Raw genomic sequence first — 13121 nt, 5'->3', positions numbered from 1 at the left:
TGTTGAAAGGTCTTTATTCAATCCCTTTCTTCATTAAATTCACCATATATACTTTCATGATGCGTTTCTTGCCTAGCAATTGGTTTAAATACAAAGTATTTCTCCACATATGCTCTTATTTCTTCATCAGAAATACAAGATATTCTTTTTTCAGTATCGTATAGTTCCTGTATTTCTTGTTGAATCATTTTTAATCTTGGATCCGTTTTTTTAAGCTCAATTTCAATGTCCATAAAATCATTTAATGTATCTTGGACTTTATGTCTAAGCAACTCTAGGCCTGAAGAATCACCAATCAGAAACACTCTTTCACCACCAACTACTTCTGGTGGATATGGTTCATATGTAAAAGGATTTTTTAGCACACCAGATGAATGTATTCCTGACTCGTGTGCAAAAATATTTTTACCAACAACAGATTTGTTCCGTGGAACCTTGATACCAATCTCTTTTTCCATAAATTTTGAAAACTCAATAATAGATTCAAGGTTATATTTTTCAAATCCTTCAACACGTTGTGTTAAGAAAAGAAGTATCTTTTCAAGCTCAGCATTCCCTGCTCTTTCTCCAATACCCAAAAAAGTTAAACTTGACCAGTTTGCACCATACCAATATCCTGCAAGAGTATTTGCTACAGCCAATCCAAAATCATCATGTGTATGAACCTCAATATTTTTTACACCAAGATTTGATTTTAACTGTTTTACAATTGAGGGTATTCCAAAAGGTTCATCTACATTAGAGAATGGCACTCCATACCCTACCGTATCACATAATCTAATAATACAATTTGAATCAATATCCATTATTTTTTCAATTAAAGGATACACAAAATTAGTATTATCAGCTCTTGTCATATCTTCAATATGGGCTCTTGTCTTGAGTCCATGATCTACTGCATATTGGAGAGCATTTAAATATTTATCTTCAGCTGCTTTTCTGCTAGATAACCCCATCTTATCAATAATATGGGAATCTGATACTGACATAAGTATACCAGTCTCTTCGATTCCATCTATAGCCAAGACTTGATCAATATCTGCTGGTACTGCCCGTGCCCATCCCGTTACTTCTGGAAACTCATATCCGTGATCAAGCATCATTCTGATAGCTTTTTTATCTCTATCATGATATACAAAAGTCTCCAATTTTTCAATACCAATTTTATTCAAGTACTGATAAATCTTGTACTTTAATTGAGTGTTCATTATAATCCCAGGCATCTGAGATCCATCACGTATAGTGCTATCACTAATAAATATGGGCTGTTCCATAGGCAATTTTATTTTAGGAAGGTCTTCGTATGATCTGTATGTATTCATGGGATCCATATTATTTCCTCCAGATATCAAAAAATGTATTTATTTTCAACCTATAACTGATTATATATCATTTATAGAGTAAGGTATATTTTTATTTAAAAAATGCTAATTTAAAAAATCAGATTAAATTTGAGAACCTTTTTTGTTCTAACCACTATTTTACTAACTTATAATTAAAATGTTTTTCTTTCAAAAAACTGTGGTTAAAGACTACCTTCAATATATACTAATTCCTTTTACATTTGGAAGTTCCAAAATTAAATCTACAACTTCGCCGGGAATTTTTTTATCAGTAATGAGTGTGAGGCGTGGGTCTTCTGTAAGATATGGGTCATCTGATACAGCTTGCCTTATACTAATACCATAAGTTGATATAACTCCTGCTACATCTGATAATATTCCGCTACTGTATGCATTATTAGGTGTAATTACAATTACACCTAAGTCCATTAAAGGTGCTACATCTCGTAAAAAGGCAATTGATTGTATATTAGCAAAAATTGATTTTAACAGCTTATCTGATAATATTGTTTCTGTAGTGGCATCAATCACTCGCCTGTCAACACCTGCCTCTTTAGCAAGTTGTGTATGTGGGATTTCAATGTTTCCTGATGTGACCTTGCCTTTTTCTGAAACACGAAATCCACGATTGAATAATAATTTTAATACTTTTTCTTGAGCAGGATGCTTTTCAAATTTTTTGAATAATTCATTCAACATAATAATCCCATATTCTTATAGAACAAGATCTAATTTATAACAAACTAGCTATGTTGATGAATGTTTCACTTTTTAGCTTTATCTTTGATATTCTGTTCTACCTGTTTTCTATCACTGATATCATAAATATTTAATACAATACCTATAATTTCCTTGTTCTCATTTTTTATTGTAGAACCTACAATATCTACAGGGGTGCTATTCCCATCTGCTGAAACCAGTAAAGTATTTTCTGCAAGTCCATAAAAAATATCTTCTCTGATTGCTTTTTGGACAGGATCTTCTAGAACATCTTCACTTACTTCGCTCTTAAGACTTAGCACTTCACCAATCTTTTTACTAATAGCATTTTCTTTTCTCCATCCAGTTAATGCTTCTGCAAATGGATTAATATGCTTCACATACCCTTCAGTATCTGTAGCAATCACTGCATCGCCCACACTATCAAGTGTTGTTGTAAGCCATTTTTCGGATTCTTGGTGCTTTGCTTTTTCTTGGTTATGCCTATATAAGGTCATTTCAATGTTAGATCGTAACTCCTTTTCATCAAATGGTTTAAGTAGATATCCAAATGGTTGTGTTACTCTGGCTCTCTCTAACGTTTTATCATCTGAATATGCTGTCAAATAAATTACCGGAATATCATATTTTTCATGTATAACCTCAGCGGCTTGTATACCATCCATATTACCTTTAAGTGCAATGTCCATTAAGATAACGTCAGGTGAGGTATATTCTGCTTTTTCTATTGCTTCTTCACCAGTTATCGCCACGCCTGTCACACCATACCCTAAATCTTCCAGCCTGGCTTTTATATCATGAGCAACAATAATCTCGTCTTCAACGACCAGTACTTTAACTTTATCCATCCCTAAACAACTCCATTGTGAATGTAACTTTAAATTTAATAACAGTAGTTTGATTTAGTTTCAATATATTGATAGATTATGTATTATGTAAACTAAAAAACAATTATTGTATTAGTAATTGGAAAGCGTACATTTACTATTTATAGATATAGTTTTTTTATACTATTAAAAGTTAAGGTTAATTTATCACTTTTGATTTCTTAGTCTTTTTACTTCCTTTAATCTTCTCATAATTACATCTGCTAAAAATAACATCAAAGCAGCCAAGATAAAATATGGTTTATAGTCAACGGGTTCTGTAACTGTTCTCTCGGACATTTCTCTTGTATCATCTAACAATGTAGCTTTAGCTTCTTCTTCAGTATACACTTTCCCACCGTAGTCTTCAATTAGCCCAGTTCTCCCATTATGGCCTGCAACATCTTTATTTATTCCAATATCTCTATATTCTAGTGGGTAATTTATTGCAATAGGATATCCAGAAACATGCTTTACTCCTATCAAACTACGATCATTAATGTCTGAACTCAATTCACCTTGATATGTATTTCTTCCAATCATTGACATATCTATTTCTTGGCTGTTAAAAGTTAATCTAGGGACACTTTCTTGATTGTACATTGTCAGCTGTAGTATTGTAGGAGTCCCTAACCACTTATCTGAGGCTTCAAGTATAGCACCTTCTTCTTCATAAGGATTCCCAATGGCCCAATTTATTGAAGAAGATATAATACGTGCATTTTCATCAGCATATAATTCAGAAGACCATCTGTTTCCATTTCCATATCCATCATCTGTAGTTAAGGCAACAACTCTACCTAATCCATATCTCCATGTTGTTAATATAGATTCACCAGTCTCTGTCCTTACAACCCTATCTGCACCTGGCTTAGGAGTAATTGCATTAAATCCACTTATATTAGCTGCTAGCTCAGTATTTCTTGTGATAAAGTGGTTTGGATTAAACTCAATTAATTGCCATTCATCGATGTCTATGGGTTCATCTTCATCAGGTGCATCATAGTCTAAACCTGTAATTTCACCTAATTCTATTGCACTATCAGTGAAAACATAGTTTTCTTCAAGACCTAGTTCTGTCATGAAATCGCTAGCTTGACCAGGACCTGCACCTTCATGAGGAGGTATATGGACAAAAACAATATTGGTACCTTCATCTACCATACTTTGTGCAATTTCTAGATTTTTTTGATATAATTCTTGCTCCTTGTCCTTATCACTTGCTAAATCTCCATCTGATATAATTAATATCGTACTATCGCCACTTTCTCGTTTCAACCATTCTTTAGCATCCAATAAAGCGGAATCTAAAGCTGTTTCATAGCGACCTTGTTCATACAATAATGCAATTACTTCTTGAGTTTTTAAAGTTTCAAATGTTTCTTCATTTATACTTTCAACAATTCGATCTCTATTAGATTGGTATCTAAGTGGTACTAATCCATCGGTCACAGGAATGCTTTTATCTCTAAATAAAATCAGTCCAAGGTTCTCATTAAAAAGTCTTTCATCATTAATTATATTAATAGCACTGCTTGCATAGTTTGAATATACAGTAACTTCTCCAGTAACAACATCATCTTCTAGTGTATGTACAAAGGTTGATAAAGATATATCTAAAAGCATTATTATATTTCTACCTCCATCGTACTCTTCAGGAGTTGAAATTACTGGTAATATCTTTTCAAAAGAAGAGTTCAGATAACCACCATAATTGTAAGATTGATCACCACCAACTACAATTAATCCGCCACCTTCACGCACAAACTCTTCAACTTGCTGAACCTCAGATTCAGAAAATGTATCTATATGCTGGTTGTTAAGAACAAGGGCTTTTCTTTTGTCTAAATTATCTAGTTCTTTTCTCATTGAAACATCATATAAATTTAGTATAACTTCTGCAAGAGGTGAAGATGTATCATCGGTAATAAACTGTACTTGTGGTTTTGGTATTGCATATATTGACTTGTAAAACTTATTATTTATCGAATTGGATTCAAAATTTATTGGTGTAACTTCAACTCTTAATTCGTGTGCACCCAATTCTCTAAAAGTTCTTGAAACACTTATTGTTTTTTCTTTATTTGATTGATCAAATGTTCCACTTCTTATTAAAGAATCTCCATGATAAACTTCAAGTTTATATCTAATTTCATCATTTCCTGCTTGTGTTATTACAATGTCAAAAGAATTTTCATTATCAACAAGAACGGTTTTTTCACCTTTTATTTGTACACTGATATCATTCTGTATGAGATTTGGTTTTATGTAGTGGACTAAAGTACCAGTATCACTCGCAATTTCAAGTGCATCTTCTATATCTTTTCCATGATTACTATTTCCATCGGATATTAGGACAATTTGGTTGTTACCTCTTGAATGTTGAACTATTGAGTCTCCAATTGCAGTCCTTTCACCCGTTAATCTAAATAGTGAAGTTGGAGTATGCGGTACTAAACTTTCATATAACCTATCACCGATACCTTCCTCAAACAATCTCATACTTTCGGTTTCATCTGAAATAATAACAATATTGGGCTCTTCATCGGTAACAGTATGTGTAGTTAAAACTTGAGGTGTAGCGAGTGCTATAATTATTAGGACAAATACAATGAATCTGACCAAAGGAATTTTTGTTTTAGTATCACCTTTAAGGAAATAAATTGTAAGTATTACTAATGGAAGTATTAACCATAACATCTCAGGGGCTTCGAACGTAATCATTACAATTCACCCCTTCTTTTAACTATAATAATTTCTAGTATGATAAGTAAAATCACTAAATAGATGAGATAATCATCAATAAAATTTTTAATTTCAAACATTGTTTCCTGTGGTGGTTCAGTTTCAGTGTCTTGTTCACTAACCCTATTCATCACATCAGAACCATCTTTTGTTGTATCGGACTCGGATTCAGAATAAAGGTTTGCTACAATATTTTGTGCACCGATCTCGTATACTCCGACGGTATTCATTTGAATCCTATTAGTTTCAATTTCAGTATTAGGTGTTTTGATAGTCTGTGTATCTCTAAAAGAAACGACCGTACCTGTCTCAACATTAAAGTCAGATATTGTTCCAGTTCCACCTATCCAATTAATCAATTTAGACCAAAATACTGGATACTCAGGTAAGTTGTGAAAATTGTTCCAAGGTTCTTGTTTCAAACCATCGTTAAATCCAATGTATATTACAGTACCTTGATCTAGACTGTGATGCGAATATATAGGAGTACCATCATCAGTTTCAACAAGAACATTAGCACCACTTCTAGGAGTAGCTTCCAAGTATTTATATACGGCAACTTCCTCAAAATTAATGTCTTCTGTAAGTCTATTAGTTACTAATTTATTTAGAGTCACACCTCTTGGTTTATCAACAACATCTCCAACTCTAACAGGTAATAATCTCAATAAATCAGTAGCTACTTCATTGGGATCTAATGCTTCACTAGCGACAAATATCGCAGAACCACCCTGTTTAACATAATTCTCAACCGCATTTACCTCATGGTTAGTTAAAATACCATCTTTTTCTTTGTTTGCAACAATAATCGCATCATATGTGCCAAGTTCTGATGGTACTGTATCAGCAATACTTAACCTAACATTTGGTATTATTGAGAGGGCTGTTTTAGACGGCAATTTATCTTGATCAGAAATAAGCAGCACGTTTTGCTCAATTTCTCTTGGAACTGAAATATAAGCAATATTGTCTACCATAAAACTATCTTCGTTTTCTATTTCGACTCTAGTTATGCCTGGTCCAAGTGCTGGTATAGAAAACTGCCTTGTTTGTTTTTCAGGTATTGTCAAACTTTTTGATTCAAATGGGACTTCATCATCCTGATTAAATATAGCCAAATCTATAGTAATATCTCTGTCATAGTAATTCTTTATTATACCTCTGTATGTATAACCATCAGCGGTCAGATCAATCCATCCATTAATGAACCCTACATTACCTGTACTTCGACCAACGTTAATGAACTCAACTTCAATACCATAAGATTCTATCAAACTCTTTGTTATAACAGGATCTTCTCCATCCCAGTTAGTGAAATCTGATATGACAACAATCTTTCCACCATGCTCTGAAACTTCTTGAACCCCTCTATTCATTGCAGATGAAACATCTGCAATAACATCATTTGGGCTTAATTGGTTCAATACTCTTCTAGTGTCAGTAGAACTTCCTCTATTAAGCACGATTTCTGGAGTGTTAGAAGCTAATATTATAGTATTTGTTCTAGTAATTTGAGCTTCTGCATGATTTAGAGCATCCTGATAAATATTGTTTGCTTGCATACTGGCTGATGAATCGATTATTAGTACAGTATGTTCTTGGCTTAATGGTTCATCAGTTGTAAAGTAAGGACTTGCTGCAGCTAATGATAATAGTATTAATACAAATAACTGTACCCAAAAAAGTGGATCTTTGATAATTTTAGTCAATGAAGAATAGAAACGTTTTTTGTTATTTTCTACTTTCATTAAAAATAGCAATGAAGGTACTTTTATTATTTTAGGTTTAGGTTTTAATAGATATAGTATAATTAGTGGGATTATGCTCAACAAAGCCAACAATGCTAAAGGATTATCGAAGGAAACCATTATTTCCTCCTGCTAATAGCGTAGAAGAACGAGTCAAAAACTGGAGTATCTGAAGTAAATGAGTAGAAATCTGCACCAAAACGATGACATATCCCTTTGATCTTATTCACATGTTCACTAAGCATATCTTGATATTCTTCTTTGAAACTTTCGCTGATATATGTATTCAGCTCATCACCAGTTTCTGCATCTTCTAGTTTTATATTTCCTTGAAAACTGAGTTCAGCTTCCTCTTTATCCAAAACTTGTACTAATATAAGATCATGTTTAGATAATCTAAAAACTGCAGACTCTATTTCCTTATAATCAGTTAAAAAATCAGATATAATTATTACTACTGAACGAGATTTAATTGCTTTTTCATAGCTCGCTACACTTTTTTCTATATCTGTCTTACCTGCAAGTTCTATTTTAGTAAGTAAATCTATATTATTGAAAAGGTATTTTTGGCCTCTGTTAGGTTTTCTTGTGATTATGTCTTCAGAGAATGGAGAAATAGCAAACTTATCATTATCTTTTGTCACAAGATAGGCAAACGCTGTAGCTAACATAGCACCATATTCAAACTTGCTTATAGTATTACTTCTATAATCCATACTTTTACTAGTGTCAAGCAAAATATGAGTTGTCAAGGACTTTTCTTCTTCAAACTTTCTGATATAATATTTTTCAAGTCTTGCATAAACGTTCCAGTCAATGGACTTAAACTCATCACCTGGATAATATTGCCTGTATCCTATAGTTTCAAGGCCCCGGCCACTCTGTATTGATCGTCTACTTCCTGCATAAGCTGTTGATACTTTCTTCTTTACCATAAAAGAAAAACGGTCCAGCTGCCTAAAGAAGTCTAAATCAATATTGTGCCTTTTATGATCATCTTTTTGCATATTAACTCTTAGTAAATATATATGGCTATTAATATATATTGTGACTTATAATTTCTGTTATTAATTTATTTTCTTAATAAGTTCACTAATAATTTGCTCTGAAGAAATTCCTTTTCGTTCAGATTCAAAAGTGAGGACAATTCGATGCCTGAGTATTGGATAAGCCATTTTTTTAATATCTTCTTCACTAACATAATTTCTGCCGTTTATCAGTGCATGTGCTTTTGAAGCTAATATTAGTCCAATAGAGGCCCGAGGTGAAGCTCCATATTCGATATGCTCTTTCCAGCTCCTAGTTGTTGAGACTATTTTGATAACTTTGTTCTTAAGTTCTTCAGATATAGGAACCTCACGTGTTAGTCTTTGTAAATAAAAAATATCACTTTTAGAAATAATACTCCTTACTTCTGGTGTATCAATTAATGTATACCGGTTAATTATTTCGATTTCATCTTCAAATGAGGGATAATCAACCTGAATCTTCAGTAAAAATCTATCTAGTTGAGCCTCTGGTAAAGGGAAAGTACCTTCCATCTCAATTGGGTTTTGTGTTGCCAATACAAAAAAAGGCTTGTCTAAAATAAATGTTTTATTCCCAGAAGTAACCTGTTTTTCTTGCATTGATTCAAGCAATGCTGACTGTGTTTTTGGTGAAGCACGGTTAATTTCATCAGCTAAGACGATATTTGCAAAAATGGGTCCATGTTCAAACTTGAATTTCTTAATACCTTCTGTTTCGTCGATTATATTTGTACCAGTGATATCTGCAGGCATTAGGTCAGGTGTGCACTGTATTCTATTAAATGAAAGATCCATGCATTTAGAGATTGTAGAGATAGTCAATGTTTTACCAAGACCAGGATTACTTTCGACCAAAGCGTGACCATCACAAAGAATAGAGATTATCATTTGTTCGACTACGCTTTTTTGACCAACAATGACTTTGCCTATCTCATTGAACAAGATTGAGAATATCTCCTGCGAATTGTCATACATTTGCTTTAAACGTTGCTCATTCATATCAGTTGTTTGCATAATAGTTATTCCTCGCAATAAAAACAAAATTTAAAAAATAAATGTTTAATATTAAGTTTCTGCCATTTCTTCAAAATACCTTTTGATTATATCCTCATATCCTTGTGGAAGCTCTTCATAATATGTAGGAGAAGCCATAACGCCAACATCATAAGCAGAAGATGGACTAAAATCATATACCTGTGGTTCTCCTTCTTCTTCTCTTGCAAACCCAGCGTCTGCACCAGGGGGTATGCTTAGATCAATTTCTTCACCATCAACTACGACCAAAGTTGGCTTTTCATCTACTTGAATTGGGTCACTGACATCATCTGGATCATCTCTAAAATGAACAGTATCACTTGGATCAGTTATACCTGGAATAAATGGGATTCTTTCACTGTACTCAATAAGGTTTTCTGGCATGAAATCAGTTCTAGTGTCAGTACTTGTTAAATATACAAAGGCTGAAGTTGATGCAAGTAGAAGTAAGACTGTCAACTTAAATCTTTTAGAATCAAACATATCAGAAGGCTTAACTTGAGATGATTTCTTTGTACTTTTATCAGGTATGTCTTCTGTATATCCCGTTAAATCTTCTACTAGACCTCTGATCAAATCAGTAACAATAATATTTTCTTTATCTCTATTATCATAAGCCGTTCTCAACCTCTCTCTAACTAAGGTTGACTTGGCTTCAATTAGGTCAATTGTGGTTCCCTTTTTTCTTTTTAGATGGATTGAGAGTGTAATCAAAAAAGATAATATTAGAGCTGTTATAAACATAGCAAGAGTATCAAAAAGTACGCCAAAATCTGCAAGATAATAGGTTCTACCAGAATATATTTCAATAAATGGTATTATTTTAAAGACTTGATCTATGTTTAATAAAAAGAATATTGTATAAACTATAAGTGTAATTATCAGGAACTCTAATAGGGTATAGATGAACCTATATTTTTTGATAGCTTTCTCATAAGTTTTAATTACGCCTTCAAATTCCATTACATTCTAATCCTTATAGTTAGTCTATTTCTATTGAACGATGTATGAACCCAATAATTTAATTTCATTCACTTTTTTAGATACTGAATTGATAGCATCTCTAACTTTATCATTATCTATATGACCGCTTAGATCAATATAAAATATATAATCTCCTAATGCCTTTTTAGAAGGTCTGGATTCTATTTTAGTAAGATTGATGTTTCTCGTTGCAAACTCACCTAGAATATTATATAATGCACCTGGATGATCATTTTCTAGATAAAATATCAGTGAAGTTTTGAATATATTATTTTTTTTATTGGATGAATCATAAAATATTGTTTTCATCAACTGCTTATTCTGGCTAGAAGATATTGCTATAAACCGTGTGAAGTTATTTTTTCTATCTTGGACATCTTTGATTAATACATTAAGTCCGTAGTTTTCAGCAGACTCAGAAGATGCAATTGCAGCCATTTCATTAAACTCATTTGCTAATTTTGCGGCATGCGATGTACTTCCTGTAGTTCTTATTTCAGTTTCATTGAAATACTTTTTCAAAAAACATCTACATTGAGCTATAGCTTGTGGGTGCGATAAAATTATCTTAATATCTTCTAAATCACCTTTTGAAACTAGACAATGATGGATAGGTACAATAACCTCACCTATGATTTTGATAGGATTCTCAAACAACTCATCTAAAGTAATTCCTACTGAACCTTCAATTGAGTTTTCTACTGGCACAATTCCAACATCTATTTCCTTTTTTATAGCTGCCTGAAATACATCGGGGATATCTCCATAGTAATTTAGAGAAATCGTATCAATATCACATTTATCATGCCAAAGATTTGATGCTTTTTGTGAAAAAGAGCCTTCAGGGCCCAAAACACCTATGATCATAATAGTTAATACTCAATTTATTTCATATAACTTTTGATTAGTTCAAATATAATTGTAACTAAACAATATACATATTGTTAATTTTGATTCCATTTGAATTTCTTGTATAGATACTTTTCAAATTCAACGATGAAGAAAACACTGCTTGCTATAGGTATGATAATGATCAAAGATTGGAATGTAAGTGGAGCTGTACCAAAAAGAAAGTTCATAGTTGGATTGAAGGTAATAAGTGTCTGTAATATAATGGTTGTAGCAATACCAAACCACATATATCTATTCGTGAAAATATTTTTGAACACATAATCATACATTGATTTTGTATTAAACAAGTAGAATATTTGGAAACAGATGATTGTATTTAATACAATAGTTCTGGCTTTATCAATATCGCCAGAGTTTTGAATTTCAAGAGAAAATAATGTGAAAGCTCCTAGTACCATAAGTAAACCTACCAAAGCGATTCTACGCTTAATTAAAGGTAATAACAATGGTTCACTTGGAGGTCTTGGCTTTGTTTTCAGTAGATTCTTTTCTCTTTGCTCCATTGCTATGGGTACACCTAAAAATACAGCAGTGACCATATTAATCCAAAGAACTTGTACAGGTAGGAGTGGTAAAGTCAGGCCAAGAATAATTGCCACCATTACTATAAGAGCCAGTCCCACATTTGTTGGTAATAACCATCCCATAATTTTCTGTATTTTGCTATATACATCTCTTCCTTCTTCTATTGCAGCTACGATAGTAGCAAAATTATCGTCGGTAAGTACCATGTCTGAAGCGTCACGAGAAACCTCTGTACCTGTTCTTCCCATTGATATCCCAATATCTGCACTTTTTAATGCAGGTGCGTCATTTATTCCGTCACCAGTAACTGCAACTATTTCCCCTTGTGACTGTAACAAGTTTACTATTCTTAACTTATGTTCTGGACTTGTCCTAGCAAAAACTGAAACATGCTTAAGCGTTTTTATAACGTCTTCATCAGATAACTTATCTATATCACTACCACTAATTGCCCCTTCTGAATCAATCCTCAATTTTCTTCCAATTGCACTTGCAGTAAGTACATGGTCACCAGTTATCATGATTACTCTGATACCAGCAGACTTACACTTCTTTATAGATTCTTTTACTTCTTCTCTTGGTGGGTCGATCATTCCCTGTAATCCAACAAATGTAAGATTACTAATATCTAAAGGCTCAATTGTTGTAATATTGGATTCAATTTCTAAATAAGCTAGACCAATTACCCTAAGGCCCAGTGAAGCCATTTCATCTGCTTTGTTTGTAATAGCTGTTACTCGCGAATCATCTAAAGTAGCTTTTCCACTACCAGAAATATAATGGTCCGAATGCTCTAATATTTTTTCAGGGGACCCCTTAACATATATTACCCGTTTCCCATTTTCATCTTCGTTCAGTGTGGCCATGAATCTTCTTTCAGACTCGAATGGAATGATATCAACTTGTTTATGATTTAGCTCAAAACTACTGATCTTTTTGGCAGCTATCAACAATGCACCTTCTGTAGGATCACCAGTAATTACTCCATCATTGTAAGATGACTCATTACACAAATAACCGGCCTTTAAAGTTTCAATAAGTGTAGGATATTGGTATGGGTCGACCTTATTGTTAGTAAGCAAAAAATCACCACTTGAGTCATAACCTACACCCGTAATTTCAACCTAAGTTTGCCAGTCACAATTAATAAAAGTGTTCTTAGCTTTGTATTATTCGATGAAAAATCAACAAAAACTAAGAACAAACACAATTACG

The 13121-nt window shown here is 32.9% G+C and carries 10 protein-coding genes; all 10 read right to left on the bottom strand.

The genetic code is table 11. From position 1 onward, the window contains the following. Nucleotides 1-17: 17 nt before the first annotated feature. The 10 genes from J2T59_RS08925 to J2T59_RS08880 all read right to left on the bottom strand — a co-directional run bounded on the left by J2T59_RS08925 (nt 18) and on the right by J2T59_RS08880 (nt 12988). Nucleotides 18-1322, bottom strand: a complete 1305-nt coding sequence (locus tag J2T59_RS08925; protein WP_259135608.1) for a hydroxymethylglutaryl-CoA lyase-like TIM-barrel protein — start codon at nt 1320-1322, stop codon at nt 18-20. 216 nt (nt 1323-1538) lie between these two features. Then, nucleotides 1539-2042, bottom strand: coding sequence for a TrpY family transcription regulator (gene trpY, locus J2T59_RS08920; RefSeq protein ID WP_259135591.1), 504 nt, complete (start codon nt 2040-2042; stop codon nt 1539-1541). A gap of 65 nt (nt 2043-2107) precedes the next feature. Beyond that, the gene (locus J2T59_RS08915) at nt 2108-2911 is read right to left on the bottom strand and encodes a response regulator (protein WP_259135590.1); all 804 of its coding nucleotides are present in this window, start codon (nt 2909-2911) and stop codon (nt 2108-2110) included. A 186-nt stretch (nt 2912-3097) separates the two neighbouring features. After that, the gene (locus J2T59_RS08910) at nt 3098-5653 is read right to left on the bottom strand and encodes a vWA domain-containing protein (RefSeq protein ID WP_259135589.1); all 2556 of its coding nucleotides are present in this window, start codon (nt 5651-5653) and stop codon (nt 3098-3100) included. After that, entirely contained in the window at nt 5653-7542 is a 1890-nt protein-coding gene (locus tag J2T59_RS08905) for a vWA domain-containing protein (RefSeq protein ID WP_259135588.1), read from the bottom strand. The genes J2T59_RS08910 and J2T59_RS08905 overlap by 1 nt, the downstream gene beginning before the upstream one ends. Next, nucleotides 7542-8429, bottom strand: coding sequence for a DUF58 domain-containing protein (locus J2T59_RS08900; RefSeq protein ID WP_259135587.1), 888 nt, complete (start codon nt 8427-8429; stop codon nt 7542-7544). The genes J2T59_RS08905 and J2T59_RS08900 overlap by 1 nt, the downstream gene beginning before the upstream one ends. A gap of 60 nt (nt 8430-8489) precedes the next feature. Continuing rightward, nucleotides 8490-9464: an AAA family ATPase gene (locus tag J2T59_RS08895; protein WP_259135586.1), complete on the bottom strand. Its 975-nt coding sequence runs from the start codon at nt 9462-9464 to the stop codon at nt 8490-8492. 51 nt (nt 9465-9515) lie between these two features. Beyond that, a complete protein-coding gene (locus tag J2T59_RS08890) occupies nt 9516-10448 on the bottom strand; it encodes a DUF7502 family protein (RefSeq protein ID WP_259135585.1) in 933 nt (310 codons plus the stop codon). Between the two features lie 30 nt (nt 10449-10478). Further along, nucleotides 10479-11336 (bottom strand): prephenate dehydratase, encoded by an 858-nt coding sequence (pheA, locus tag J2T59_RS08885; RefSeq protein ID WP_259135584.1) that lies wholly within the window; start codon nt 11334-11336, stop codon nt 10479-10481. 77 nt (nt 11337-11413) lie between these two features. Further along, nucleotides 11414-12988: a cation-translocating P-type ATPase gene (locus tag J2T59_RS08880; RefSeq protein ID WP_259135583.1), complete on the bottom strand. Its 1575-nt coding sequence runs from the start codon at nt 12986-12988 to the stop codon at nt 11414-11416. Nucleotides 12989-13121 lie beyond the last annotated feature (133 nt).

It is taken from the genome of Methanosalsum natronophilum (assembly GCF_024808815.1).
Taxonomy (GTDB): domain Archaea; phylum Halobacteriota; class Methanosarcinia; order Methanosarcinales; family Methanosarcinaceae; genus Methanosalsum; species Methanosalsum natronophilum.
Note: the sequence above shows the minus strand (reverse complement) of the source record. Positions and strands in the feature narration are given on the sequence as shown.